At 70.7% G+C, this 24,279-nt stretch carries 26 protein-coding genes, 1 pseudogene and 1 riboswitch; of the genes and pseudogenes, 15 read left to right on the forward strand and 12 right to left on the reverse strand.

The genetic code is table 11. From position 1 onward, the window contains the following. Positions 1 to 77: 77 nt before the first annotated feature. On the reverse strand, positions 78 to 1,346 hold the full coding sequence (locus tag ACFVDI_RS25770) for an extracellular solute-binding protein (RefSeq protein ID WP_378911654.1): 1,269 nt from the start codon (positions 1,344 to 1,346) through the stop codon (positions 78 to 80). A gap of 154 nt (positions 1,347 to 1,500) precedes the next feature. Between ACFVDI_RS25770 and ACFVDI_RS25775 the strand changes: the two genes are divergently transcribed. Then, positions 1,501 to 2,544 (forward strand): LacI family DNA-binding transcriptional regulator, encoded by a 1,044-nt coding sequence (locus ACFVDI_RS25775; protein ID WP_378911655.1) that lies wholly within the window; start codon positions 1,501 to 1,503, stop codon positions 2,542 to 2,544. A gap of 41 nt (positions 2,545 to 2,585) precedes the next feature. Then, complete coding sequence (locus ACFVDI_RS25780) at positions 2,586 to 3,569, forward strand: GNAT family N-acetyltransferase (protein WP_378911656.1); 984 nt, start codon at positions 2,586 to 2,588, stop codon at positions 3,567 to 3,569. Here the strand turns inward: ACFVDI_RS25780 and ACFVDI_RS25785 are convergent. Further along, the gene (locus ACFVDI_RS25785) at positions 3,566 to 4,258 is read right to left on the reverse strand and encodes a Pr6Pr family membrane protein (protein ID WP_378911657.1); all 693 of its coding nucleotides are present in this window, start codon (positions 4,256 to 4,258) and stop codon (positions 3,566 to 3,568) included. The genes ACFVDI_RS25780 and ACFVDI_RS25785 overlap by 4 nt on opposite strands. 225 nt (positions 4,259 to 4,483) lie before the next feature. On the opposite strand from ACFVDI_RS25785, the gene ACFVDI_RS25790 reads away from it, so the two are divergent. Continuing rightward, the gene (locus ACFVDI_RS25790) at positions 4,484 to 5,383 is read left to right on the forward strand and encodes a patatin-like phospholipase family protein (RefSeq protein ID WP_378911658.1); all 900 of its coding nucleotides are present in this window, start codon (positions 4,484 to 4,486) and stop codon (positions 5,381 to 5,383) included. 87 nt (positions 5,384 to 5,470) lie between these two features. Then, positions 5,471 to 6,655: an L-2-hydroxyglutarate oxidase gene (lhgO, locus tag ACFVDI_RS25795; RefSeq protein ID WP_378911659.1), complete on the forward strand. Its 1,185-nt coding sequence runs from the start codon at positions 5,471 to 5,473 to the stop codon at positions 6,653 to 6,655. A 22-nt stretch (positions 6,656 to 6,677) separates the two neighbouring features. On the opposite strand, the gene def is transcribed toward lhgO, so the two are convergent. Continuing rightward, positions 6,678 to 7,292: a peptide deformylase gene (def, locus tag ACFVDI_RS25800; protein ID WP_378911660.1), complete on the reverse strand. Its 615-nt coding sequence runs from the start codon at positions 7,290 to 7,292 to the stop codon at positions 6,678 to 6,680. Between the two features lie 95 nt (positions 7,293 to 7,387). On the opposite strand from def, the gene ACFVDI_RS25805 reads away from it, so the two are divergent. From ACFVDI_RS25805 to ACFVDI_RS25820, 4 genes are all read left to right on the forward strand, one after another. After that, complete coding sequence (locus ACFVDI_RS25805; protein WP_378911662.1) at positions 7,388 to 8,752, forward strand: acyl-CoA dehydrogenase family protein; 1,365 nt, start codon at positions 7,388 to 7,390, stop codon at positions 8,750 to 8,752. Beyond that, positions 8,752 to 9,966, forward strand: a complete 1,215-nt coding sequence (locus ACFVDI_RS25810; RefSeq protein WP_378726820.1) for an acyl-CoA dehydrogenase family protein — start codon at positions 8,752 to 8,754, stop codon at positions 9,964 to 9,966. Before ACFVDI_RS25805 ends, ACFVDI_RS25810 begins: the two co-directional genes overlap by 1 nt. 107 nt (positions 9,967 to 10,073) lie before the next feature. Then, on the forward strand, positions 10,074 to 10,610 hold the full coding sequence (locus tag ACFVDI_RS25815) for a nucleosidase (protein WP_378911663.1): 537 nt from the start codon (positions 10,074 to 10,076) through the stop codon (positions 10,608 to 10,610). 83 nt (positions 10,611 to 10,693) lie between these two features. After that, on the forward strand, positions 10,694 to 11,614 hold the full coding sequence (locus ACFVDI_RS25820; RefSeq protein WP_378911681.1) for a patatin-like phospholipase family protein: 921 nt from the start codon (positions 10,694 to 10,696) through the stop codon (positions 11,612 to 11,614). A gap of 10 nt (positions 11,615 to 11,624) precedes the next feature. Here ACFVDI_RS25820 and galK read toward each other — a convergent pair whose 3' ends face one another. Together galK and ACFVDI_RS25830 are read right to left on the reverse strand one after the other, a co-directional pair. After that, entirely contained in the window at positions 11,625 to 12,779 is a 1,155-nt protein-coding gene (gene galK, locus ACFVDI_RS25825; protein ID WP_378911664.1) for a galactokinase, read from the reverse strand. 48 nt (positions 12,780 to 12,827) lie between these two features. Beyond that, on the reverse strand, positions 12,828 to 13,403 hold the full coding sequence (locus ACFVDI_RS25830) for a LysR family substrate-binding domain-containing protein (protein ID WP_378911665.1): 576 nt from the start codon (positions 13,401 to 13,403) through the stop codon (positions 12,828 to 12,830). A gap of 129 nt (positions 13,404 to 13,532) precedes the next feature. Next, positions 13,533 to 13,596: riboswitch (guanidine-III (ykkC-III) riboswitch) on the forward strand. Positions 13,597 to 13,606: 10 nt separating this feature from the next. On the opposite strand from ACFVDI_RS25830, the gene ACFVDI_RS25835 reads away from it, so the two are divergent. Together ACFVDI_RS25835 and ACFVDI_RS25840 are read left to right on the forward strand one after the other, a co-directional pair. Then, positions 13,607 to 13,921 (forward strand): multidrug efflux SMR transporter, encoded by a 315-nt coding sequence (locus ACFVDI_RS25835; protein WP_328530289.1) that lies wholly within the window; start codon positions 13,607 to 13,609, stop codon positions 13,919 to 13,921. A gap of 108 nt (positions 13,922 to 14,029) precedes the next feature. Further along, complete coding sequence (locus tag ACFVDI_RS25840; RefSeq protein WP_378911666.1) at positions 14,030 to 14,713, forward strand: TetR/AcrR family transcriptional regulator; 684 nt, start codon at positions 14,030 to 14,032, stop codon at positions 14,711 to 14,713. A 49-nt stretch (positions 14,714 to 14,762) separates the two neighbouring features. Here the strand turns inward: ACFVDI_RS25840 and ACFVDI_RS25845 are convergent, their stop codons facing one another. Further along, entirely contained in the window at positions 14,763 to 15,674 is a 912-nt protein-coding gene (locus tag ACFVDI_RS25845) for a cation diffusion facilitator family transporter (RefSeq protein ID WP_378911667.1), read from the reverse strand. Positions 15,675 to 15,732: 58 nt separating this feature from the next. On the opposite strand from ACFVDI_RS25845, the gene ACFVDI_RS25850 reads away from it, so the two are divergent. From ACFVDI_RS25850 to ACFVDI_RS25860, 3 genes are all read left to right on the forward strand, one after another. Beyond that, positions 15,733 to 16,524 (forward strand): isocitrate lyase/phosphoenolpyruvate mutase family protein, encoded by a 792-nt coding sequence (locus tag ACFVDI_RS25850; protein WP_378911669.1) that lies wholly within the window; start codon positions 15,733 to 15,735, stop codon positions 16,522 to 16,524. Positions 16,525 to 16,532: 8 nt separating this feature from the next. Beyond that, positions 16,533 to 17,291 carry an MOSC domain-containing protein gene (locus ACFVDI_RS25855; RefSeq protein ID WP_378911671.1) on the forward strand — a complete coding sequence of 253 codons (759 nt, stop codon included), beginning with the start codon at positions 16,533 to 16,535 and terminating at the stop codon, positions 17,289 to 17,291. 76 nt (positions 17,292 to 17,367) lie between these two features. Then, on the forward strand, positions 17,368 to 18,327 hold the full coding sequence (locus ACFVDI_RS25860; protein WP_378911682.1) for a lipid kinase: 960 nt from the start codon (positions 17,368 to 17,370) through the stop codon (positions 18,325 to 18,327). Here the strand turns inward: ACFVDI_RS25860 and ACFVDI_RS25865 are convergent. Continuing rightward, a complete protein-coding gene (locus tag ACFVDI_RS25865) occupies positions 18,324 to 19,217 on the reverse strand; it encodes an SMP-30/gluconolactonase/LRE family protein (RefSeq protein WP_378911672.1) in 894 nt (297 codons plus the stop codon). The genes ACFVDI_RS25860 and ACFVDI_RS25865 overlap by 4 nt on opposite strands. 122 nt (positions 19,218 to 19,339) lie before the next feature. Here ACFVDI_RS25865 and ACFVDI_RS25870 point away from each other — a divergent pair, with 122 nt between their 5' ends. Then, positions 19,340 to 19,975: a LysE family translocator gene (locus tag ACFVDI_RS25870; RefSeq protein ID WP_378911673.1), complete on the forward strand. Its 636-nt coding sequence runs from the start codon at positions 19,340 to 19,342 to the stop codon at positions 19,973 to 19,975. 9 nt (positions 19,976 to 19,984) lie between these two features. Here ACFVDI_RS25870 and ACFVDI_RS25875 read toward each other — a convergent pair whose 3' ends face one another. Together ACFVDI_RS25875 and ACFVDI_RS25880 are read right to left on the reverse strand one after the other, a co-directional pair. Further along, complete coding sequence (locus tag ACFVDI_RS25875) at positions 19,985 to 20,455, reverse strand: ABC transporter permease (protein WP_378911674.1); 471 nt, start codon at positions 20,453 to 20,455, stop codon at positions 19,985 to 19,987. Between the two features lie 115 nt (positions 20,456 to 20,570). Next, positions 20,571 to 21,056: pseudogene (locus tag ACFVDI_RS25880) on the reverse strand (ABC transporter permease); the annotation flags it as partial. Between ACFVDI_RS25880 and ACFVDI_RS25885 the strand changes: the two are divergent. Further along, complete coding sequence (locus tag ACFVDI_RS25885; RefSeq protein WP_378911675.1) at positions 21,022 to 21,168, forward strand: hypothetical protein; 147 nt, start codon at positions 21,022 to 21,024, stop codon at positions 21,166 to 21,168. The pseudogene ACFVDI_RS25880 and the gene ACFVDI_RS25885 overlap by 35 nt on opposite strands. Here the strand turns inward: ACFVDI_RS25885 and ACFVDI_RS25890 are convergent. The 3 genes from ACFVDI_RS25890 to ACFVDI_RS25900 all read right to left on the reverse strand — a co-directional run bounded on the left by ACFVDI_RS25890 (position 21,158) and on the right by ACFVDI_RS25900 (position 24,163). Next, the gene (locus ACFVDI_RS25890) at positions 21,158 to 22,039 is read right to left on the reverse strand and encodes an ABC transporter ATP-binding protein (RefSeq protein ID WP_378911677.1); all 882 of its coding nucleotides are present in this window, start codon (positions 22,037 to 22,039) and stop codon (positions 21,158 to 21,160) included. The genes ACFVDI_RS25885 and ACFVDI_RS25890 overlap by 11 nt on opposite strands. Before the next feature lie 85 nt (positions 22,040 to 22,124). Next, the gene (locus ACFVDI_RS25895) at positions 22,125 to 22,796 is read right to left on the reverse strand and encodes a response regulator (protein ID WP_378911678.1); all 672 of its coding nucleotides are present in this window, start codon (positions 22,794 to 22,796) and stop codon (positions 22,125 to 22,127) included. Next, positions 22,793 to 24,163, reverse strand: a complete 1,371-nt coding sequence (locus ACFVDI_RS25900; RefSeq protein ID WP_378911679.1) for a sensor histidine kinase — start codon at positions 24,161 to 24,163, stop codon at positions 22,793 to 22,795. Before ACFVDI_RS25900 ends, ACFVDI_RS25895 begins: the two co-directional genes overlap by 4 nt. Positions 24,164 to 24,279: the final 116 nt, after the last annotated feature.

The following is a 24,279-nucleotide window of genomic DNA, read 5'->3' on the forward strand; positions in this document are numbered from 1 at the left end:
GACCGCGGGGTCTCGGCGGCGGGCGCTGGTGCTGTCAGAGTCATCGGCTCACTTCGACGTAGTCGGTCGGAACGGTGCTATTTCGAGAAGTCGGGAAGCAGGTCGGCGAAGGCCGTGTCCAGCGTGGCCAGGCCCTTGTCGAGGGTCTCGGCGCCGGAGGCGATCTTCGGGAGCTCCTGGTCCATCGGACCCCACAGCGAGGAGTACTCCGGCAGCTCCGGCCGCGGCTGCGCCGCCGGGAGCACGGTCTGGAACCCGGCGATGCCCGGGTCGGCCTTGACCTCGTCGGTGTAGGCGTCGTCGCGGGTCGGGAGCGTGGAGTTCTTCAGCGCGATCTGGGCCTGGGCGTCGGCCGAGGTCATGAACTTCACGAACTTCGCCGAGGCCTCCTGGTGCTCCTCGTCCGAGCCGGCGTAGATCGACAGGTTGTGACCGCCGGTCGGGGCGCCGGCCTCGCCGGTCGAGCCGGCCGGGACGGTCGCGATGCCGAGGTTGTTCTTGTCCTGGAACGCCGAGCCCTTGTAGAAGTTCGTGATCTCCCAGGGGCCCTGGATGATCGCGGCGACCTTGCCGTTGACGAAGGCGTCCTGGATGTGGGCGTACGCGTCAGCGGTGGTGTCCGCCTTGTGCAGGCCCTCGCCGTCGAACAGTCCCTGCCAGGTGGTCAGGCCCTTCTTGGCCTCCGGGGAGGTGATCGTGATCTTCTGGGCCTCGGCGTCGACCATGTTGGTGCCCTCGCCGTAGAGGAACGGGGTGGCGTAGTAGGCCGAGGTCGAGCCCCAGTAGCCGTCGACGCCGGTCTTGGCCTTGATCGTCGCGGCGTCCTTCTTGAGGTCGTCCCAGGTGGCGGGCGCCTCGGTGATGCCGGCCTTCTCGAAGAGCGCCTTGTTGTAGACCAGCGCGAGGGTGTCGGTGACGAACGGCACGCCGTAGGTCTTGCCGTCGAACTCCGCCTGCTTGATCAGGTTGGGCTGGAAGGCGTCCTTCTCCTCGAGCGCCTCGGTGTCGTCGAGGGGAGCGAGGAAGCCCTTCTGGGCGAACGCGGGGGTCCAGCCGACCTCGGCACGGAGGACGTCGGGGGCGCCGCTGGCGCCGGCCGCGGTGTCGAACTTGTTCTGCGCCTGGTCGAACGGCACGTTGACGTACTTGACCTTGATGTCCGGGTTGGCCTTCTCGAAGTCCTTGACGAGGGCCTTGTAGGTCGGGGCCTCGTTGGTCGCGTTCGAGGTGTCCCACCAGGTGATGGTGACCGGGCCGTCGCTGCTGTCGCCGCTGCTACCGCCACATGCCGTTGCCGCGAGGACGAGCGATGCCGCCACTGCGGTGGCCACGATGCCACGTCGCATGAGTTCTCCTTCGATATGGGGCCGGGCGAGGAATCCGCCCGGTGGTGTGACGAAGGTAACCCCGCGTCGAGGAGAATGTAAGAGCCTTTCAGCAAAAGTTGCAAACTTGCTGAAAGTTCTTGCAGGGCATGTGGTGAGGGGGCATGATGTGACCGTGCCCATAACACCAGCCTCCGCCCGTCTTGCTGACATCGCGGCCCATGCGGGCGTCAGTGAGGCGACGGTCAGTCGCGTCCTCAACGGTAAGCCGGGTGTCGCCGCGGCGACGCGCGAGGCGGTGCTGGCGGCGATCGACGTCCACGGCTACGAGCGCCCGGTGAAGCTGCGGCAGCGCAGCGAGGGCCTGGTCGGGCTGATCACCCCCGAGCTCGACAACCCGATCTTCCCGGCGCTCGCGCAGGTCATCGCGCAGGGGCTGACCCGGCAGGGCTACACCCCGGTGCTCGCGACCCAGACCCCCGGCGGCTCGACCGAGGACGAGCTCACCGAGATGCTCGTCGACCGCGGCGTCACCGGGATCATCTTCGTCTCCGGTCTGCACGCGGACACCACCGCGGACATGACCCGCTACGAGAAGCTCCGCGCCCAGGGTGTCCCGTACGTCCTCCTCGACGGGTTCAGCCCCGACATCAAGGCGCCGTTCATCTCGCCCGACGACCGCGAGGCGATGCAGCTGGCGGTCACCCACCTGGCCACGCTCGGCCACACCAAGATCGGCCTGGCCGTCGGCCCCCGCCGCTTCGTGCCGGTCCAGCGCAAGATCGAGGGCTTCGTGGCGACCATGGTCGACCGCTTCGGCCTCAGCGCCGAGGAGGTCGAGAAGAGCCACATCCGCGACTCGCTCTTCACCCTCGAGGGCGGCCAGGCCGCGGCCTCCGCACTCCTGGACGAGGGCTTCACCGCGATCGTCTGCGCCAGCGACATGATGGCGCTCGGCGCCATCCGTGCCGCTCGCTCGCGCGGCCTGCAGGTCCCCGAGGACGTCTCCATCGTCGGCTACGACGACTCCCAGCTCATCGCCTTCACCGACCCGCCGCTGACCACGGTGCGCAAGCCCGTCCCCGCGATGGGCCAGGCCGCGGTCCGCGCCATCCTCGACGAGATCGCCGGCACCGGCGCACCGCACTCGGAGTTCGTCTTCCACCCCGAGCTCGTCGTTCGCGGCTCCACCGCGTCCGGCCCGCGCGTCAACCCCTGACCCCCGGGGAGGGACCGGCGCGCGGCTGGCAGGATGGGCGCGTGACGATTGTGGCTGCTGCTGACGGTTCGGCGCTCGGAAACCCGGGTCCCGCGGGGTGGGGTTGGTACGTGGACGAGTCCACCTGGGCATGCGGCGGCTGGCCCCACGGGACCAACAACCAGGGCGAGCTGACCGCCGTCCTCGACCTGCTGCAGCAGACGGCCCACACCGGCGAGCCCCTGCTCGTCTACTGCGATTCCAAGTACGTCATCAACTCGGTCACCAAGTGGATGGCGGGCTGGAAGCGCAAGGGCTGGAAGAAGGCCGACGGCAAGCCCGTCCTCAACGTCGAGATCATGAAGGAGCTCGACGCGGCGATGCAGGGCCGCGACGTACGTTTCGAGTGGATCAAGGGCCACTCCGGACACCCGCTCAACGAGGCCGCCGACCGGCTCGCGAACGGTGCCGCGCTGGCCTATCAGGCGGGGCGTACGCCAGAGCCCGGCCCGGGCTTCGCGGGTGCCGTCGAGGCGCCCGCGATCGCTCCCCAGGTCGCGCGACCGGAGCCGGACCAGCCGGACGAGCCGGACGACCTGCTCGGCCTGCTGAGCTCCGAAGCGCCCGCGACCGAGGAGCCTGCAGCGTACTCCTTCTCCGCAGAGCAGAGCCGGATCGACCCCGACTGGGTGCACCGGATGCTGGCGCGGTCCTACTGGGCGAGCGACCGCACCCGAGAGGTGCAGGACGCGGCCAACAAGGGGTCCCGTTGCTACGGCGTCTACGACGCGGCGGGCAACCAGGTCGCCTTCGCCCGCGTGGTCAGCGACTTCGCCGACTTCGCCTGGCTGTGCGACGTGATCGTCGACCCGGGCGTACGCGGCCAGGGGATCGGCAAGCTGCTGATCGAGGGCGTCGTCGCCGACCTCGAGCCCTACCGCATCCGCCGCACGCTGCTCGCCACCGAGGACGCCCACGGGCTCTACTCGAAGTACGGCTGGGAGCCGCTGCCCGCGCCCGAGCGCTGGATGATCCGCAACGTCTAGGGCGTGGCCTCCGTGGTGGAGGGCACCGCGGCCGGGGCGATGTCGCGCCGTCGGCCCACCGCGACCACACCCCATGCGACCAGGGTGAAGGCCGCGGCGATTCCGGCGACGTAGAAGGCGACGACGAGATAGCCGCCCTGGACGTGCGGGTTGAGGAACGGGTAGGGATACCACCATCCGTCCCCGGTGAGCGGCGAGACCACGAGCTCGCCGCGCACCAGCGTGTAGACCACCCAGAGGATCGGCCACGAGATGACGACCACGACCGTACGCCACGGGAGTCGGCGGCGCGGGGGCGCGAAGAGCAGGTCGGCGACGAGGAAGATCGGCCCGATGAGGTGCAGCACCTCGTTGGCCCACGGTGTCGCGGCCAGCGCGATCCCGCGCAGCAGCAGGTTGTAGACGATCCCGGTGATGGTCATGAATGTCGTGGCGGCGACGAGCAGGACGGCGATCCACACCGGCTCCTGACCGGACCTGGTCAGCGCCCAGACCGCGCCGGCCACGAGCGCAGCCGCGGCGAAGAGGTTCGACTCGATCGTGAAGTAGCTGAAGAAGTTCACCAGGACCGTCGCTGTGCTGGAGCCCTCGGCGGGCACCGTGCGCAGGGCGTTGCGGAACTCGGCCAGGACGGCCGCGAGGATGAGCGCCGCCATGGCCAGGCGCAGGATCGACCAGGTCTTCGTCACGAACTCACCGTAAGGCCGCGGCGTGCCGATCGTGGTGAGAATTCGAGGTGAGCCGCATCGTGTCCCGTGCTAACCTCGCCGCGATCGTGATCCGACGGCAGGAGGTGAGTCCCGTGTACGCAACGTCCACAGCGGGTGCTCCCCGCCGCCCACGATCGCGCGGCTGAGCCCAGTCCGGGCCGGCCACCGGGAGCGCCTGCGGAAACGCTTCGAAAGGCGACTCCCATGAGCACGACTTCTTCTTCGCGACCAGCCTTCGCCGACAAGCGCGCGTTGGTCCTCGGCGGTGGCGGATCGGCAGGCAACGCCTGGCTGATCGGCGTCGTCGCCGGCCTGTGCGACGGTGGGCTGGATGTGACCGGGGCCGATCTGGTCATCGGCACCTCGGCCGGCGCGACGGCCACGGCGCAGCTCGGCGGTGCGAGCCCGGCCGACCTGCTGGCCGCCGTCCTCTCGACGCCGATCTCCCAGGTTCCGTCAGGGCAGCGTGGCCCCATCTCCTTGGCACACCTCGAGCGGATCGACGCCGTCATCGCGGCATCGGCCGACCTGCCCGACATGCGGCGCCGGATCGGCGCGGACGCGATCGAGCTCGCCGTGGCCGCGGGTGCGGCGGGGCGGGAGCGCTGGCGCGCGACCGTCGCGGCCAGGCTGCCGAGCCCGCACTGGCCGGGGAGCAACGTGCTCCTCACCGTGGTTGACGCCGACACCGGCGAGCCCGTCGAGCTCGACCGCGACAGCGGCGTCGACCTGGTCGACGCCGTGGCCGCCAGCTGCGCGGGCGGTCCTGCGTACGCGATCGACGGGCGTCACTACGTCGACGGCGGCTACCGACGCTCGAGCGAGAACGCCGACCTGGCGGCGGGACACGGGCGCGTGCTCGTGCTCTCGCCCCTGGGCGGCCGGACCCGGCATCCGACGCGATGGCGCAGCGACCTCGCGGCGCAGGTCGAGGAGCTGCGGGCGGGCGGCAGCACCGTCACGACGGTTCTCCCCGACGCCGACTCGCTCGAGGCGTTCGGTGACAACATGATGAACCCCTCGACCCGGCCCGCGGCCGCCCGCGCCGGCCACTGCCAGGGCCTACGCCTGGCTGCAGAGATCGCGGGGTTCTGGCGCCGATGAGGGTGGCCGCGGCGTAGATTTCCTGTCGCAGGAGGGCGAGGGCAGGTCGAGACGGCGACACGCCCGCCTCGTGGAGAGGGACCGAAGGTGGGCACGACCGGGGTCGTCGGCGGTGGGATCGTCGGCATGGCGGTGGCGCGGGAGATCCTGCGCCGCCGCCCCGCCGAGACGGTGATCGTCTTCGAGAAGGAGCGCACGCTCGGCGCTCATCAGACCGGCCACAACTCCGGTGTGGTCCATGCCGGCATCTACTACCGGCCCGGCAGCCTCAAGGCCCGGCTCTGCACCCGCGGCCGCGACCTGCTCAAGGACTTCGCGGCCGAGCACCGGATCCCGCTCGAGGAGCGCGGCAAGCTCGTCGTCGCGGTGGCGGAATCAGAGATGGGTCGCTTCGACGCGCTGGAGAAGACGGCCACCGAGAACGGTGTGCCCGGCCTGAGGCGAGTCGGACCCGAGGAGATGAAGGAGATCGAGCCGTACGCCGCGGGGCTGGCCGCGCTGCACTCGCCGCACACCGCGATCACCGACTACGTCGCCGTGACCGAGGCGCTGGGCCGGGGCATCGCCGAGGCCGGGGGAGAGGTACGCCTCGGCGAGGAGGTCACCGGCATCCACCGCGTCCCCGGCGGGATCGAGGTGGCGACGCCCACCGGCCGGACCCGGGTCGACCATCTGGTCGTCTGCGGAGGCCTGGAGTCCGACCGGCTCGGTGAGCTGACCGGCGGGCCGAAGGCGCCCCGGATCATCCCGTTCCGTGGTGAGTACATGCAGGTCAGCGCGGCGAAGCGTGATCTCGTCCGAGGCATGGTCTATCCCGTCCCCGACCCGCGCTACCCGTTCCTCGGCGTGCACTTCACCCGCCGCGTCGGCGGCGGCCTCGAGGTCGGCCCCAACGCCTTCCTCGCGCTCAGCCGCAGGCGCTACGGCCGCGCGTCGCTGACACCGCGCGACCTGGTCGACACGCTGGCGTGGCCGGGGTTCTGGCGGTTCGCCGCCGAGCACTGGCGTACCGGTTTCACGGAGCTTCGCGGCGTACTGTCCACACAGGCCTACATGCGCGAGGCGCAGCGCTACGTGCCCGAGATCGGTGCCGCGGACGTCGAGCGGGCCGGCCTCGGGCTGCGGGCCCAGGCCGTCGAGCGCGACGGCTCGCTGGTCGACGACTTCGTCATCCACCACGCCGACGGCATCACCTCAGTGCGCAACGCGCCGAGTCCGGCTGCGACCTCCAGCCTGGCGATCGCCGAGTACGTCGTGGACCGGATGTCCTAGCCGCGTGTGGGCCCGATGTGGCTCAGTCGACCTGCTCGCCGGCGGGCCAGTCGGCGGGGTAGTCCTGGGCGACGCGGTCGTGCTCCTTGGTGAGCTTCTTGCGGGCCTTGGCCGAGATGCGGTCGCCGAAGACGGTGCCGTTGGTGTGGTCGGTCTCGTGCTGGAGGCAGCGGGCCAGGAGGCCGTTGCCCTCGAAGTGGACCGGCTCTCCGTCGAGGCCGACGCCGTCGACGGCGGCCCAGTCCGGACGACCGCAGTCGACGAAGGCGCCGGGGAAGGAGAGGCAGCCCTCCAGGTCGACGTCGAGGTGACGGTCGTCGCCCTCGGGCAGGGTCAGGACCGGGTTGCAGACGACGCCGACGGTCCGGCGGCCGGTGGCGTCGGGACAGTCGAAGACGAAGATGGCGACGTCCTCGCCGATCTGGTCGGCGGCCAGCCCGACACCCTCTGCGGCGTACATCGTCGCGACCATGTCGGCGGCCAGCTCCGTGAGGGCGGCGTCGAAGACCTCGACCTGCTTCTTCGGCCGGTGCATGACCGGGGTGCCCCAGCGCGTGATCGGCCGCACCCTCCCGCCCTCGGGCAGGGCGCCGTGGGGCGCGAGCGGCGAAGCGGATTCGAGCGAGGAGTCGGCCATGTGCCAACCCTATAAACAAGCGCTGGATGGTTTGTTACCGCCATCACCCGCGACGAGTGTAGACCGCGTTGTAACTCCCAGTTACAGTTCTACCCATGAGTATCCTCCAAGGCCTACGTGGCGGGAACGCGAACGGCGTCCCGTCCGGCGAGTCGCGTGATCCGATCGGGTTCGCCGTGACCGGTCTGCGCAAGCTCTCGCAGAGTCCTGTGCTCGACCGGCTCGGTGTCCGCAAGCAGACCGAGCAGGTCGTCTTCACGGTGACCCGCAGCGGGTTCAAGACGATGGCGGCGACCAGCCGCGCGTTCAAGAAGAAGGGCAAGCAGGGCGCCCCCGGCGTCCGCGTGCCCAACGCCATCCCCAAGGGCGTCTTCGACCTGACCCCGACCGAGGACGAGCAGATGCTCGTCGATGTCGTCACCGAGTTCGCGGCGGAGGTCGTGCGTCCCGCGGCGGCCGAGGCCGACGAGGCCTGTGCCGCACCCGAGGACCTGCTCAAGTCGAGCCTGGAGATCGGGCTGCCGATCCTGGGTGTCCCCGAGGAGCTCGGTGGCATCTCCGAGACCCGCTCCGCGGTCGCCGGCACGCTGGTCGCCGAGGCGCTCGCCAAGGGTGACCTCGGTCTGGCCGTCGCCGCGCTCGCGCCCGGCTCGGTCGCGACCGCGCTCGGCCTGTGGGGCACCGACGAGCAGCAGCAGACCTACCTGCCCGCCTTCACCGAGGGATCGGTTCCGGCCGCCGCGTTCGCGCTCAACGAGGACAAGGTCCTCTTCGACGTGCTCTCCCCGGCGACGACGGCGACGAAGACGGCCGACGGCTACACGATCAACGGCGCCAAGTCGCTGGTGGCCCGTGGTGCCGAGGCCGAGCTCTTCGTGGTCGGTGCCGCCCTGGACGGCAAACCGGTCCTGTTCCTCATCGAGTCCTCGACCGACGGGCTGACCATCGAGTCCGAGCCGGCGATGGGCGTCCGCGCCGCCTCGCTCACCAAGCTCACCCTGACCGACGTGAAGGTCCCCGCGAGCGCCGTCCTTGGCGAGACCGACGGCTCGACCTACACCGAGGCCGTGCGGCTCTCCCGCCTCGCCTGGTGTGCCCTGTCGATCGGTGTCGGCCAGGCCGTCCTCGACTACGTGACGCCCTACGTCAAGGAGCGCGAGGCCTTCGGCGAGCCGATCGCCCACCGTCAGTCGGTGGCGTTCATGGTCGCCAACATCGCGATCGAGCTGCAGGCGATGCGCCTGGTGACCTACAAGGCGGCCAGCCGGGTGGCGCAGGGCATCGATGCGTCCCGGGAGATCGCCCTCGCCCGCAAGCTGTGTGCCGACAAGGGCATGCAGATCGGCCTCGACGGCGTCCAGCTGCTCGGTGGTCACGGCTTCGTCAAGGAGCACCCGGTGGAGCGGTGGTACCGCGACCTGCGTGCGATCGGGATCATGGAAGGCACGGTGCTGGTCTGATGGCCATCAATCTGGAAGACCCCAAGAAGCTCAAGCCGCTGCGCGAGCAGGTCCACCAGGTCGCGATGAACATGCTGCGACCGATCTCGCGCAAGTACGACAAGGCCGAGCACGAATACCCCACCGAGCTCGACATGCTCGCCGCCATGGCCGACGGCCTGGCCGAGTCCGGTCAGGGCGAGGGCGCGGGGGCCACCGGCGTACGCCGTGACTCCAAGCCCGACGACGGCAAGGTCAAGAACGGCGCCAACATGTCCTCGGTCCTCTCCGTCTCGGAGATGTGCTGGGGCGATGTCGGGCTGACGCTCGCGATGCCGCGCCAGGGCCTGGGCAACTCGGCCATCGCGTCGGTCGCCAACGACGAGCAGCACGAGCGTTTCGACGGCATCTGGGCGTCGATGGCGATCACCGAGCCCGGCACCGGCTCCGACTCGGCCAACATCAAGACCACCGCCACCCTCGACGGCGACCACTACGTGCTCAACGGCGAGAAGATCTTCGTCACCTCCGGGGACCGCTCCGACGCGGTCGTGGTGTGGGCGACGCTCGACAAGGAGCTCGGCAAGGCGGCGATCAAGTCGTTCGTGGTCGAGAAGGGCACGCCCGGGATGAAGGTCGAGCGTCTCGAGCACAAGCTCGGGATCAAGGCCTCCGACACCGCCACGATCACCTTCACCGACTGCCGGGTGCCTGCCGAGAACCTGCTCGGGAGCCCCGAGGTCAACGTCAAGGAGGGCTTCGCCGGCGCGATGGCCACCTTCGACAACACCCGTCCGCTGGTGGCCTCGATGGCGGTCGGCTGCGCCCGGGCCGCGCTCGACTACACCCGCGACCTGCTCGAGAAGGCCGGCGTGGAGATCGACTACGACCGTCCGGCTCACCTGCAGTCGGCGGCCGCGGCGAAGTTCATCCAGCTCGAGTCGGACTACGAGGGCGCCTACCTGCTGATGCTCCAGGCCGCCTGGATGGCCGACAACCGTCAGCCGAACTCCAAGGAGGCCTCGATGGCCAAGGCCAAGGCCGGCCGGATGGGCTCCGACGTGACCCTGTCCTGCGTCGAGCTGGCCGGCACCATCGGCTACTCCGAGGGTGAGCTGCTGGAGAAGTGGGCCCGCGACTCGAAGATCCTCGACATCTTCGAGGGCACCCAGCAGATCCAGCAGCTGATCGTGGCTCGCCGGGTCCTGGGGCTCTCTTCCGCAGAGCTCAAGTAGAACCCGGGCCGAGTCGGCCCGTCTTGACCAGATTCCATGCCGAGTCGGCCCGTCATGACGAGCCGACTCGGCGTCTGGTTCTCGGGGTGACGGTAGGGTCACCGGCCGTGAGCGTACTCGTGGTGTCGGCGACCAAGGCCGAGGCGGCCCATGTTCCTTCCGGTCTCAAGGTGGTGATCACCGGGATGGGGAAGGTGGCGTCCGCCTCGGCCGTCTCGCGTGTGCTGGCGGCCGACAAGACCATCCGGCAGGTCGTCAACATCGGTTCCTGCGGTGCGCTGCGCGACGGCCACGCCGGGATCTACGAGGTCGGGACGGTGCTCAACCACGACTTCTCCTCCGCCGCGATCCGGGCGCTGGGTCACCCGGTCGAGGACGCCTTGGAGGTCGGGGAGTCGGAGATCGTCTGCGCCACCGGTGACCTGTTCGTCACCGACACCGTCGTACGCGCCGAGCTGGCGCAGCGGGCCCACCTGGTCGACATGGAGGCCTTCGCCGTCGCCTGGGCGGCCCGCGAGGCCGGCGTTCCTGCGCGGATCGTGAAGCATGTCTCCGACAACGCCGACGAGACCGCCCTCGACTGGGCCAACGTCGTCGACCGCTCGGCCCGTGATCTCGGAGCCTGGCTCGCCGCGAACGTGTGACGTGCGCCCCTGTCTTGGCGTGTCGGAGCGACCCGATGCCGGGACCTACTCGCTGGTAGCACCACAATCCAGCTGTGGACGCGATGCAATCGGGAGTGGTGGAGCTGCTGCGTTCCCGCCTCGGCGGGAACGGTCGGAACAAGAGTGACGAGGCGACCCTCGCCCTCGTGATCGAGGGCGGCGGCATGCGCGGCATGCTGTCGGCGACGATGGCCTCGGTGCTCGCCGACCACGGCCTCGTGGATGCGGTCGACCTCGTGGTCGGCACCTCCGCGGGCGCTGCCAACGCGACTGCGGTGGCGGCGGGGACGATCGGGGCCTTCAGCGAGTCGTACGCCTCGGTGTTCGCCTCGCCCGAGTACATCGGCGCCGGGCGGATGCTGCGGCGCAAGTCGATGGTCGACACCCGGGGGATCACCACCCGGTCCTCGGAGCTGTTCGAGTGGTCGCTGGCGCTGCGTGAGGGCGCGCCCCGCCTGGCGGCCGTGGCGACCGACGTGGTGACCGCGAAGTCCGTCCCCCTCACCGACTTCACCGACGCCACCGACCTCGCGAACTCGGTGATTGCCTCCAGCCAGCTGCCCCTGGCCGGCGGCCTCCCGGTGACCGTACGCGGCCGCCGCTGGCTCGACGGCGGACTGATCGAGGCGGTGCCGGTCGCCTCGGCGGCGGCGCTCGGCGCGACGCACGCGATCGTGCTGGTCACCCGGCCGTTCGGCACGGCGCCCAGCTATGGTCCGGCCGACCGGGTGATCGAGCGCTACCTGCGCCGGGTGAACCCGGAGCTCGGTGATCTCTACCGCAGCCGGCCGGAGCGCTACCGCAGCACGGTCGCGGAGATGAGGGCCGGCAGCCACGCCGGTGTGCACACGCTGACGTTCGCGCCTGATGCGGGCGACCCGATCCCAGGTCGCACCGAGACCGACGTCGAGCTGTTGCGGGCCGCGCGTGAGGCGGCGATCGCCACCGCGACCCGGATGCTCGCCGAGGTGGGCCTGGTCTGAGGGTTCGGCTCTACGCCGGGGACCAGGTCGCGCCGGCCGACGGGCTGGCGATCAGGTGCCCCGGGGCGCCGTAGCCGGCCTCGGCGAAGGCCTTGTCGATGGCCGCGCTGACCGACTCCACGGCCGCAGCGGGGAGGATCGAGACCATCGAGCCACCGAACCCGCCGCCGGTCATCCGGGCGCCGTCGGCACCAGCGCCGACCGCGGTCGCGACGGCGAGGTCGAGCTCGGGCACCGAGATCTCGAAGTCGTCGCGCATCGAGGCGTGCGAGGCGGCGAAGAGCTCACCGATCGCGGTCCAGTCGCCGGCGCCCAGGGCGGCCACCGTCGGCTCGACCCGGGCGATCTCGGTGACGATGTGGCGGGCCCGGCGGCGTACGACGTCGTCGCCGAGGGTCTCCACCTGCTCCAGGGTGGCCTCGCGCAGCGAGCGCAGCCCGAGGTCGGCGGCGGCCTTCTCGCACTGGGCGCGCCGCGAGGCGTAGCCGCCGTCGGTGAGCTGGTGCTTGACCCGGGTGTCGGTGACCAGGATGGTGCGCCCGCCCAGGGCCAGCGGGACGCTGCGGTGCTCGCCGGACTCGAAGTCGATCAGCAGGGCGCCCCCGGACTCGGCGAAGACCGCGACCGACTGGTCCATGCCGCCGGTCGGCGCGTTGGCGACCTCGGTCTCGGCCCGGATCCCGGCGGCGACGACGGCCCGTCGTAGGTCCTCGTCGAGAACCCGGCCGGCCACGCCGAGTGCCGCCATCGCGGTGGCGCATTCGACCGAGGCCGACGAGGACAGCCCCGCGCCGAGCGGGACCGACGACTCCAGGTGCATGTCCAGGCCGCCGGTCACGAGGCCGGCCTCCCGCAGGGTCCACAGCACCCCCGCGACGTACGCGGCCCAGCCCTCGATCTCAGGTCCGAGCTCGTCGATGTGGCCGGTGAACGGCTTCGGCTCCTGGGCCGAGGCGATCCGGATGACGCCGTCGGTGCGCGGTGCGGCCGCGGCGTAGGTGGCGTGGGGGAGCGCCACCGGCAGCACCAGCCCGGCGTTGTAGTCGGTGTGCTCGCCGATCAGGTTGACCCGGCCCGGCGCCCTCCCGACCACCGTGGCCTCCGTGCCGAAGGTGGTGTGCAGCGCCTCGGTCGCGCGCGCGGTGAGGTCGGTCGGTTCGAGCATGCCGCAAAGTCTGCCCGGTGGCTTCCGGAAGACCTCACCCGGGTGCTCTCAGCGGCGTGAGGAGTTGCGCGAGCGGCCGCGGACGATGCCGATGAAGGTCTGCACACGCTCGTCGTCGTTGTCGATCAGCCAGGCCAGGCCGACCGTGGTGGGCTCGATCCCGGCGACCGGACGGAAGACGGCGTCCTTGCGGTGGTAGAGCCGGGCGATCGACATCGGCACGATCGCCACGCCGGTGCCGGCGGCGACCGTCTCGACGGCGTCCTTCTCGCTCATCGGCGGCCACGCCAGCTGCTCGGCGCCGGGTGTCCAGCCCCCGCGCTCGGGGATCACCAGCTGCTCCTCGTCGAGGTCGTCGAGGGTGACCTCCTCGAGCAGGGAGAGCAGGTGCTCGTGGCCCATCACCGCGACCGGCTGCTCCTCGTAGAGCGGGATGCAGTGGAGCCCGTCGCGGTCCACGGGGAGACGTACGAGACACATGTCCAGCTCGCCCGCGCGCAGCAGCCGCTCCTGCTCCTCCTCGGTGACCGGAACCAGCTCGAGGCGCTCCCGGCTGCGGTCACGCCAGATCCGGGCCCACTTGTCGGGGGTGGCTCCGGTGACGAAGCCGACGGTGAAGGTCACCGTCGCATCCTCCCATCATCCTGCGCAGAATCCCGCGACGGATCGGGCGCCGATATCCCGCGCAGAAGAACGCCGCGTTCTCTACCAGCCTCAAGTTTCTATCGAGTGACAGTTTTGCTAAGGTCGAAGACGTCAGCCGAGACCGGCTGCCGGACGAGGGAGCCGTACCCGGAAGCGCGACAAGACGGCCGTCTGGAGTGGTCATGTCCTGGCTTTTTCTTGTTGGATCCGGCGTCCTCGAAGCCGTGTGGGCGCTCGCTCTGGGTCGCACCGAGGGCTTCTCCCGGCTGGTGCCGTCGGTCGTGTTCGGCATCGCCCTGCTCGGGAGCCTGGTGGGGCTCGCGATGGCCATGCGCACCCTGCCGATCGGCACCGCCTATGCCGTGTGGGTGGGGATCGGTGCTGCGCTCACCGTCGGCTACTCGATGGTGGCGGGGGAGGAGGCGATCAGCCCCGTACGTGTCGTGCTGATCATCGCGCTCGTCGGCTGTGTCGTCGGCCTCAAGCTCACGCACTGACCGGTTTGCGGGCAGACACGTCCTCCAGCGCTTGACTCTTTCGATATGAGTGCGAAACTTGCCCTCTCCAACCTTATCTATCGTGCGACAGAAAAAGGCGATGCCACGGTGTCACAGATCTCGCCGCGTCCGGGTCGCGGCCGTCCACGGCTGCTTCCGGGCAAGATTGCGGCGAACCCCCGAGATCAGATCCTCGCTGCCGCCGCGGAGCTCTTCGTGGGCCGCGGCTATGCCGGCACAACCACCCGAGAGATCGCGGAGGGTGCCGGGCTGAGACAGGCCTCCATCTACTACCACTTCGGCAGCAAGGAGGAGATCCTCGCGGTGCTGCTCGAGCGCTCGGTCCAGGACCGGGTCGAGCAGGCCGGGAAGGTCGAGGCCGGGATGGGGGCGGTCACCCCGGACGTCGGCCTCTACGCCCTCGCCGTCAGCGACATGAGCGCGCTGGTTGCGATGCCCTACAACATCGGCATGCTCTACCGGCTCCCCGACGTCATCGCCTCACCGGTCTACGACCGCTACGGCCATCTCCGCGACGAGCTGGTCGCCGGCTACGGACGGGTCGCGCAGCGGGCCGCGGGCGCGAAGGTCTCGGCGAGCAGCGGCGAGCCGGGGCTCGGCGAGCTGCTCGTGCAGATGGTCGAGAGCGTGGTCAGCCTCCGCCGCGACGACCGGGTCGGCAGCACGACCGTCGCCACGATCGCCTCGGCCTGCCTGAGGCTGTGCGGCGTCGCCGAGGACGCGATCGAGCAGGCGCGCGAAGCGGCCCTCGCCGCGCTCGCCCACACCTGACCCGGCCGGTCTGGCCTGACCGATCGGACCTGGCCTCAGCGGGTCGTGCTCAGTGCATCCCCGGCTCGTGGGCCAGGTGGGTCTCGGGCTCGAGCTGGAAGGTGGAGTGCTCGACGTCGAAGTGCCCGGCCAGGCAGGCCTGGACCCGGTCGAGGACCTTCGGGGCGCTGCCGTCGAGGAAGCATTCGGGGCGCAGGGTCAGGTGGGCGGAGACGGTCGGCAGGCCGGAGGTCACCGTCCAGGCGTGCAGGTCGTGCACCTCGACCACGTCCTCGACCTCGAGCAGGTGCTGACGCAGGTCCTCGACGACGACCTCCCCCGGCGCACCCTCCAGCAGGATGCGACCGCTGTCGCGGAGCAGCCGGACACCTGCGTACGTCATCAGGGCGACGACCACGAGCGAGGCCACCGGGTCCGCGCGGGTCCAGCCGGTGAGCAGGATGACGATCGCGGCGACGAGGGTGCCGATGAAGCCGTAGAGGTCGGAGAGGACGTGCTGGTAGGCGCCCTCGACGTTGAGCGAGGTGCGGTTGGCCCGCGCCATCAGAGCGGCGGCGAGGACGTTGACGACGCAGCCGACGACCGCGACGACGAACATCGGCCATCCCTCGGCGTCGGGCGGGTCGATCAGGCGCCTGATCGCCTCCACGCCCACGACCGCGGCGAAGACGAGCAGGGTGATGCCGTTGAGCGCCGCGGAGAGGATCTCGGCGCGCTTCCAGCCGTAGGTCCACTGGCCCTGGGCCGGCCGTGCTGCCAGCCGCATCGCCCACAGCGCCGCCGCGATCGCGCCGACGTCGGTGAGCATGTGGCCGGCGTCGGCCAGCAGCGCGAGCGAGTTGGCGAGGATCGCGACCGTCACCTCGCCGAGCAGGAACACACCCAGGAGCGACATCGCGGCGATCAGGTAGCGCCGGTCCGCCGCAGGAGAGATGTGGTCATGATCATGGCCCATGTTCATCGATCCTAGGCCGGAAATCCGGTTCTCGGCGGAGCCGTCCCGTGGCAAGGTGGCCGGCATGTCGCTCGCCGAGAACTTCCTGTCGCTGCACCTGCCCGGACGCCCGCTGCTGATGCCCAACGCCTGGGACGCCGGCTCGGCGAAGGTCCTGGCCTCGCTCGGCTTCCAGGCGCTGGCCACGACCAGCAGCGGATTCGCCGCGACCCTGGGCCGCCTCGACGGCCAGGTCACCCGGGACGAGGTCATCGCCCATGCGACCGGGCTGGTCGAGGCGGTCGAGGTGCCCGTCTCGGCCGACCTGGAGGCCGGCTTCGCGGCCACCACCGCCGAGGTCGAGGAGACCTTCCGGCTCGCCGTGGCCACCGGGCTGGCCGGCGGGTCGATCGAGGACTACGCCGGCGTCGAGAAGGACATGATCTACCCCGTCGAGGAGGCCGCCGAGCGGGTCGCCGCTGCCGCCGCTGCCGCCGGCGACGGCTTCGTCCTCACCGCCCGCGCGGAGAACCACATCCGCGGCCACGACGATCTCGACGACACCATCGCCCGCCTCCAGGCCTACCAGGAGGCCGGCGCAGACGTGCTCTTCGCGCCGGGCGTGATCGCCGTCGAGGACGTACGCCGCCTGGTCGACTCCGTCGACCGGCCGGTCAACGTCCTGCTGCTGCCGGGAGGGCCGTCGGTCCCGGAGCTGGCCGAGGCGGGCGCCGCCCGCATCTCGGTCGGCGGCGCGTTCGCCTTCGCCGCGCTCGGTGCCGTCAAGCGCGCCGCGGAGGAGCTGCTCGGCGCCGGCACCACCGGCTACTCGGAGCTGGCGGCCGAGGGTGCCAAGGCGTTTCGCAGCGCTGGTTGACTGGCCCCGTGACCGATGAGCTGAGGGTGGTGCGCGCGGGCTTCGCGCCGATCAAGGGGACCAGGCACCTGGCCCACGACCGGGTGGTGCTCGACGCCCAGGGCGCGGTCGGCGACCGCGGGTTCGCGCTGGTGTCGGTCGACCCTGTCGATCCACGTCGCGGCCGGGTGCTGCGCACCGTCCAGAACCCGTCGCTGATCGCGGTGCGGGCGGAGCTGGTCGGTGACCGGCTCGAGGTCGAGCTCCCCGACGGTGAGAAGGTCGCGGCCGAGCCGGTGGCGACGGGCGAGAGCATCGCCTGCGACTACTGGGGCCGCGAGGTCGAGCTGGAGCTGGTCGGCGGACCCCACGGCGAGCTGTTCTCGCGGTGGCTCGACCGGCCGGTGAGGCTGGCCCGTGCCCGGCGCGGTGATGTCGTCTTCGCCGGTGCGGTGTCGATGGTGACCACCGCGTCGCTGGCCGACCTCGCCCGGCAGGCCGGCCAGGACGCCGTGGACGCGGCGCGGTTCCGGCCGACCCTGGTGGTCGAGACCGACGAGCCCTACGCCGAGGACGCCTGGCTCGGCCGTGAGGTCCGGGTCGGCGGGGCCACGCTGCGGGTCGGCGTGCCCATCCCGCGCTGTGCCGTGATCGACAGCCATCCGCAGACGGGGGAACGTGACGTACGCGTGCTGAAGACGCTGGCCTCGCACCGCCCGCTCAACCGGGCCGGCGAGCCCGCGTTCGGTGTCTTCGCCGAGGTCGTCGCGGCCGGCGTCGTGGGCTGACCGCGACCGTCACGGACCACGCACAGGAACGCGCCAGCACGAACTCAGGTGGAGTGCGTACGCTCCTGATGTGGATATGCAATCGCTGTTGTCGCGCGACTCCGTGAAGGTCGCCCTCGTCGTCAACGCCGGCTCGCGCCGGGGACAGGACGCGCTGGCGTCCTCGGAGGAGATGCTGCGATCCGCGGGGATCGAGGACGTGCACTCCTACGCAGTCCACTCGGGGGAGGAGCTGGAGGCCACGCTCGACAAGGTCGCCGCCGAGATGCCTGACCTGCTGGTCATCGGCGGCGGCGACGGCTCGGTGGGTGCCGCCGCCGCCCGGATCGCCGGGAGCGACGTCGTGCTCGCCGTGCTGCCCCTCGGCACCGCCAACGACTTCGCCCGCACGCTCGAGCTCGACCAGGACCCGGAGACCGCTGTCCGGCAGATGCTCGAGGGAAAGATCATCAACGTCGACATCGGCCGGGCCAACGGCCACGCCTACCTCAACGTCGCCTCCTTCGGTCTCTCGGTCGCGGTGACCGAGGCGCTGAACCCTCGCCTGAAGAAGCTGATCGGGCCGGCGGCCTACCCGGTCGCGACGCTGCAGGCCTACCGCCACCACAGGCCGTTCACGGCGCGGCTGGAGTTCCCTGATGGCGACCACGACACGATGGAGCTCGATGACCTGCTCCAGGTCGCGGTCGGCAACGGCCGCCACTACGGCGGCGGCAACACCGTCTCGCCCACGGCCTCGGTCGACGACGACCTGCTCGACGTCTACGCCATCGTCCGCGGCCGGATGCGCGACCACGTCTCGATCGCCCGGCTGCTCAGGAGCGGCCACTTCATCGAGCACGAGCAGGTGCACCACGTGACCACCTCGGCGGTGCGGATCACCACCGACGAGACGATGCCGGTCAACCTCGACGGCGAGATCCTCACCGAGACGCCGACCGACTTCACCCTCGAGAGCAACGCGCTCCACGTCGCGGTGCCGATCCGCAGCCGCGCCGGGCGCCTCGACGGCCCGCCGCCCGACGTCCAGAGCTAGGGTCGACCCGCCCGAGGCACGTCGACCCGGATGGCCAGCAGCCGCGCCTCGGTGCTGGCCTTGCGCGGCTCCTCGAAGAAGTCGGGCGCGGCGCAGGCGTACAGCGTCCTTCCGTCGCTGCCGCCCAGCATGCATGCGAACACGCCGCCGCCCGGCTCGATCTGCTCGAGGATCTCGCCGCCCTCGGCGACCCTGACCAGCCGGCCGAAGACCGCGTCGGCGGTCCAGAGCGCGCCCTCGGCGTCCAGGCAGCAGCCGTCGGGCGCGAGGACGGCATCGCCCATCGCCTCGGCGAACGCGGTGTGCGTGCTGAGCTCACCGAACTTCGCCCAGGTACGCCGGTTGGTCAGCGACCCGTCCTCCGCGATGTCGAAGGCGCTGATCCGGTTGCCGCAGGTCTCGTCGACGACGAGGGTGCCGTCGTCGGTGATCACGCTGCCGTTGGGGAACCACAGGTCGTCGGCGACCTCGGTCACCGTCCCGTCCGGGTCGACCCGCAGCAGCACCGTCGGTGCCACGTCGGCACCGGCCATGATGTCGAAGCCGAAGTTCCCGACGTACGCCCGGCCCTGCTCGTCCACGACCATGTCGTTGAGGTGGTGGCTGACGTGGCCGCTGAGGTCGGCGTGGGTCACCAGCGAGCCGTCGGACTCGCGGCGCAGGATCCGGCGGTCGTTCATCGACACCACCAGCAGATGGCCGTCGGGGAGCCAGCCCAGCCCGGAGGGCTGCCCCGGCACCTCGGCCTCCACCTTCAGGTCCGACCCGTCCTCCCGGGCCGAGTAGACCTTGTAGGAGTAGAAGTCCACGAACCAGATCCGGTCCTCGTGCCAGCGCGGGCACTCCAGATAGTGCAGGTCCGTCACGATGGTGTTGATCTCTCGGGCCATGCCGGGCTCCTCCGGTCGACGGTGACAGGTTTCCTGACCCACCCTGGCGTCTGCGCCCGGGGTTTGTCTCGGCGAACGGAAAATCGTTCGGGCGGCTGGGCCCCTGGCCCTAGCCTCGAACGGTGATCTCCGCGTCTGCTGCCCTCGCCGTCGCGACCATTGCGTTCGGGATGGTCGTCACCCCAGGTCCCAACATGATGTACCTGGTCTCCCGGACCCTGATCCAGGGACGTACGGCCGGCATGGTCTCGCTCGCCGGGGTGGTGACCGGATTCGTGCTGTACGTCCTGGCCACGACGCTCGGTCTGGCGCTGTTGTTCGCGGTGGTTCCGGGTCTGTTCGTGGCGATCAAGATCGCCGGGGTGGCCTACCTGATCTATCTGGCCTGGGGGATGGTCCGCGGCTCCAACCAGGCGCTCACCCCGGACGCCGACCTGCCGAGGCACTCCGCCTGGCGGCTCTACCTCACCGGCCTGACCACGTGCCTGCTCAACCCGAAGATCGCGCTGATGTACGGCGCGCTGCTGCCGCAGTTCGTCCAGGCCGGGAACGGGCCGACCAGCCTGCAGCTGATCGAGCTGGGGCTGGTACAGATCGCGGTCGCGACGGTGGTCAACGCGATGTGGGTGCTCCTCGCCGGGCGCGTCTCCGGCGCGCTCCGCCGCAGCCGCCGCGTCGAGCGCGGGGTGCGCTGGACGGCGGGCGCGCTGCTGACGGGCTTCGCGATCCATCTCGGCTTCTCGCGCGCCTCGGCCTGAGCCGGCGACTCACTCCTCCAGCCGCCAGGCCGCCTTGAGGGAGAGCTGGCCGCCGGTCTGGAGCAGGGCCCGGCTGTAGAGGCGCTCGGCGAGGCGTACGAGGGCGGCGCCGAAGCCGAGGAGCAGAGCCAGGGCGATGACCGGCTCCCACCAGGCCGCGCTGCCGTCGACCAGGCGCATCGGCATGAGCACGGCGGAGAGCGGCGGGACGTACGACCCGATCTGCTCGCCGACACCGTCGAGGTAGAGGGCGCCGAAGAACATCACCATGAGGAGCATCGTGATCGGGGTGGAGGAGGACTGCAGGTCCTCGGTGCGGGAGGCGAGCGCACCCGCCACCGCCCACAGGGTGGAGAGCACCACGAAGCCGATCAGGAAGAAGACCACGAACCAGCCGATCGCGCCGGACAGCGCCGGCAGCGCGAAGCTGAAGTCGGTCAGGCTCAGCCCGACCAGCCCGACGGTCACGTAGATGAGCATCTGCCCGACCGCGATGACGGCGTTGCCGATGATCTTGCCGGCGAGCAGCTGCCGCAGCGGCGATCATCTCCACGATCCGGGACTGCTTCTCCTCCACGACGCTGTTGGCCAGCGTCATCCCGAACATGATCGAGGCGAAGTAGAAGACGATCGCGAGCGCGTAGCCGACGATGTAGCGGATCGCGGTGAGCTCGCTGTCGCCCTCGAGCTGCTCGAGCGTGACCGTGGAGCCCTTGGTCAGCTCGGCCGCGGTGGTGCCGGCGGCGTCGGCGTTGCCGGCCAGCACGATCGCCTCGACCGCCTGGCTGACCACGTCGCGCAGCTCGGAGTCGGCGTCCTCCAGCGTGACCAGCGCCCAGCCCTCGGCGGTCGGGCGCAGGTACGCATCGGCCTGCTCCTCCTCGAGCGAATCCCGCGCGGCGTCCGCGTCGGCGACCGCCACCGGCTCGATGCGCACCTTCTCGTCGATGTCGGCGGCGCGCTCGGCGATGCCCTCGACCACCGCCTGCGACGCTGCCGTGGAGTAGGCGAGCTCGTAGGTCTTCTCCCGGCTCTCGCCCCAGGCGGTGAAGCCGAGCACGCCCACGATCACCGCGAGCATCACCGCGGTGCCGATCAGCGTCGACCTGTCGGTGGCGCGGACCGCGATCTCGCGGCGCGCGACGATCTGCCACACGGGCTGGTTCCTGGTCTTCACAGTGCTCATGCGGTGACCTCCCGGTAGATCTCGGACAGACGGGGCACGACGCGGTGGAAGTCGAGCACGTTCCCGCGGGTCATGGCCTCGGTGAGCAGCTTCTGTTCCGCACCGGCGGAGACGACCTCGATCTCGGCCTCGGGGCCGGAGACGTCGCGGACGTGGAGACCGGGCAGGTCGCGTACCCAGCCGGCATCGCCGTCGAGCACGAGCCGGTAGCGCAGGGAGGCCTCGGCGCGGAGCTCCTCGCCGGTCCCCTGGGCGACCACCCGCCCGCGGGCCATCACCACGAGCCGGTCGCACAGCCGGTCGACGAGATCGAGCTGATGGGAGGAGAAGACCACGGGTACGCCGTCGCGGGCATGCTCGCGCAGCAGGTCCGCCATCGCGTCGATGGCGTCGGGATCGAGCCCGGAGAAAGGCTCGTCGAGGATCAGCGCCATCGGCGTGGGGACGAGCGCGGCGATGATCTGGACGCGCTGCTGGTTGCCCAGGGACAGCTTCTCCAGCGGGTCCTTCGTACGTCCGCCCAGCCCGAACCGCTCCAGCAGCTCGGTGATCTCCCGGCGAGCGTCGGCGGTGGTCATGCCGCGCAGCCGGGCCAGGTAGACCAGCTGGTCGAGGATCGGCTGCTTGGGGTAGAGGCCGCGTTCCTCGGGCATGTAGCCGAACCGGCGGCGGGCCTCGCGGGTGACCTCGTGCCCCTGCCAGGAGACCGTGCCGGCATGTGCGGCCAGCACTCCCATGATCATCCTCATGGTGGTGGTCTTGCCGGCACCGTTGCCGCCCACGAACCCGGTGAGCCCACCGGACGGGACCGGGAAGGACACGTCGTCGACGGCGACCATGTCGCCGAAGCGACGGGTCAACCCGCTGACCTCGAGCATCGAAACTCCTCTGTCTCGGTTACGAACGGGACCACGCTATTTCAGTGCCGTGCCCGGCGGATCCGTCGCGAGGATGAACCCGTGCTCACCCGTTGGGTGGGCTGGCCGGGAGAAGCCCGTGGCGGTGGATGAAGACCACCGTCTGCACCCGGTCGCGCAGCTGCAGCTTGGCCAGGCAGGCCGACACGTGCGTCTTCACGGTGGCCTCGGTCAGGAACAGCCGGCGCGCGATCTCGTTGTTGCTCAGCCCCTCGCCGATCAGCAGGAGCACCTCGCGCTCGCGGGCGGTGAGCAGGTCGAGCTCCTTGGGCGGCCTCGGACTCGGCGCGGAGGGTGCGTTGTTGCTGGTCACCCGGCCGATCACGCGCATCGTCACCTCCGGGGCGAGCAGCGCGTGACCGTCCGCGGCGGCGCGTACCGCCTCGGCCAGCGAGTCGGGATCGGCGTTCTTGAGCAGGAAGCCGCTCGCCCCGGCGGCGAGGGCGTCGAAGAGGTAGTCGTCGCGGTCGAAGGTGGTCAGGATGATCACCTTGGCGTGCCCCTCGGCGACCACCGTACGCGTCGCCTCGATGCCGTCGGTGCCGGGCATCTGCACGTCCATGAGGATCACGTCGGGCCGCAGCTCGCGCGCCTTTGCGATCGCCTCGGCGCCGTCGGAGGCCTCGCCGACCACGGAGATGTCGTCCTCCATCGAGAGGATGAGACGAAACCCCGAGCGGACCAGCTGCTGGTCGTCGGCGAGCAGCACCCGGATCACCGCGTCGCTCCCATCGACGCGACGGGGGAGTCGAGCGGGAACCGCACCCGCACCCGGAATCCCTGCACGGCCCTGGGGCCGATGTCGACCTCGGCCTTCCGGACGGCCGCCCGCTCGCGTACGCCCAGCAGGCCGAGGCCGCTGCCGGAGGTGCCGTGCCGGGGCCGGCCGTTGTCGGTGATCTCGACCTCGGCGTAGGGCGCGGCCACCGCCCGCTCGACGCGAAGCACGACCTGGGCACGGTCGGCGGTGGAGTGGCGGCGTACGTTGGCCAGCGCCTCCTGGACGATCCGGTAGACCGAGTGGGCGAGGGGGAGCGGAAGATCCGAGACGGGGCCGACGGCTTCGTAATCGACGCGTAGCCCGCTCTCGCGCACCTCGTCCAGGAGCGCGGGCAGATCCTCGAGGCGCGGCTCGGGGCGGCGTACTCCATCGGGCTCGGAATCGGCGTCGCCGGCCGGGTCGCGCAGGGTGCCGAGCAGCGAGCGCATCTGGGTGACCCCTTCGCGGGCGGAGGCCTCGACGTTGCCGAGCGCCTCGGCGGCGCCCTCGATGTCGCCGGGGCGCCCGCGCTCGAGCAGCTTGCGTCCGGCGGCGGCCTGCACCCCGACGACGGCGACGTGGTGGGCCACGACGTCGTGCAGCTCGCGGGCGATCCGGAGGCGCTCGTCGATGACGGCGCGGCGCTGGAGCTGGCCGGACTGGGCCGCGATCGTCGCTGCCTGTGCGGCGAGCTCGGCCTTCTGCCGTGCGCCCCGCCAGGCGACCTGGCCGCCGACGATCGCGCCGATGAAGTAGAGGAGGTTCATCAGGGTGGTGAGCAGCACGTAGGCGGTCACCGGACCGATCAGTGTCGAGCCCTCCGCGTCCGAGGTCGACTCGCGGATCTCGTCGATCCCGCTGCCGACCGCGAACTGCCAGGAGAGCCAGGCGAACATGAACAGGGTGATCAGCCCCATCACGACCACCATGTCGCGCCGCCGGCGCGCCCAGGCGGCGCCGGCGAAGAAGGCGACGAAGTAGATGATCTGCATGGGCAGCAGCCCCATCACCATCGGCAGCCAGACCCCGGTGACGAACATGTGGAGCCCGGCCAGGAGCGCGATCGTGAGCGGGAACCGGCGCCGGAAGACGAGCAGTGCGGCGCCGCTGATGACGGCGATCCACTCGACCCATGTCGGTGCGTCGCTGCTGTCGAGGGTCCCGACCCCGCGGATCAGCTCCAGGGTGACCAGGCTGGCGATCAGCACGACCGCACCGACCAGCCAGTCGCCGAGCGCGATCGACCCCTGCCGCTCCCAGTCGTCGTCGGTCGCGAAGAAGGTCGCCAACCGGCCCGAGGAGCCGGGGTCGTCGTGCACAGTCACCCGGTCAACCCTAGTTCCGCCGACGGGTGGAGTCCTCAGTCTCGAGTCGGAGTCTGGCGGGCGGCTGGCGGGGTAGTCCGGGAGCGAACTGCCCATTTACCGGCGAGTAATAGGCC

This window comes from Nocardioides sp. NPDC057767 (assembly GCF_042798275.1).
Taxonomy (GTDB): Bacteria; Actinomycetota; Actinomycetes; order Propionibacteriales; family Nocardioidaceae; genus Nocardioides.

What these genes read in the sequence shown, in the direction of transcription:
- ACFVDI_RS25770 (WP_378911654.1), bottom strand. Translation starts at nt 1,346, where the DNA reads ATGCGACGTGGCATCGTGGCCACCGCAGTGGCGGCATCGCTCGTCCTC.
- ACFVDI_RS25790 (WP_378911658.1), top strand. Translation starts at nt 4,484, where the DNA reads ATGAGCACGACTTCTTCTTCGCGACCAGCCTTCGCCGACAAGCGCGCG.
- def (WP_378911660.1), bottom strand. Translation starts at nt 7,292, where the DNA reads ATGGCCGACTCCTCGCTCGAATCCGCTTCGCCGCTCGCGCCCCACGGC.
- ACFVDI_RS25805 (WP_378911662.1), top strand. Translation starts at nt 7,388, where the DNA reads ATGAGTATCCTCCAAGGCCTACGTGGCGGGAACGCGAACGGCGTCCCG.
- ACFVDI_RS25810 (WP_378726820.1), top strand. Translation starts at nt 8,752, where the DNA reads ATGGCCATCAATCTGGAAGACCCCAAGAAGCTCAAGCCGCTGCGCGAG.
- ACFVDI_RS25820 (WP_378911681.1), top strand. Translation starts at nt 10,694, where the DNA reads ATGCAATCGGGAGTGGTGGAGCTGCTGCGTTCCCGCCTCGGCGGGAAC.
- galK (WP_378911664.1), bottom strand. Translation starts at nt 12,779, where the DNA reads ATGCTCGAACCGACCGACCTCACCGCGCGCGCGACCGAGGCGCTGCAC.
- ACFVDI_RS25835 (WP_328530289.1), top strand. Translation starts at nt 13,607, where the DNA reads ATGTCCTGGCTTTTTCTTGTTGGATCCGGCGTCCTCGAAGCCGTGTGG.
- ACFVDI_RS25845 (WP_378911667.1), bottom strand. Translation starts at nt 15,674, where the DNA reads ATGAACATGGGCCATGATCATGACCACATCTCTCCTGCGGCGGACCGG.
- ACFVDI_RS25850 (WP_378911669.1), top strand. Translation starts at nt 15,733, where the DNA reads ATGTCGCTCGCCGAGAACTTCCTGTCGCTGCACCTGCCCGGACGCCCG.
- ACFVDI_RS25860 (WP_378911682.1), top strand. Translation starts at nt 17,368, where the DNA reads ATGCAATCGCTGTTGTCGCGCGACTCCGTGAAGGTCGCCCTCGTCGTC.
- ACFVDI_RS25865 (WP_378911672.1), bottom strand. Translation starts at nt 19,217, where the DNA reads ATGGCCCGAGAGATCAACACCATCGTGACGGACCTGCACTATCTGGAG.
- ACFVDI_RS25875 (WP_378911674.1), bottom strand. Translation starts at nt 20,455, where the DNA reads ATGCTCATCTACGTGACCGTCGGGCTGGTCGGGCTGAGCCTGACCGAC.
- ACFVDI_RS25890 (WP_378911677.1), bottom strand. Translation starts at nt 22,039, where the DNA reads ATGCTCGAGGTCAGCGGGTTGACCCGTCGCTTCGGCGACATGGTCGCC.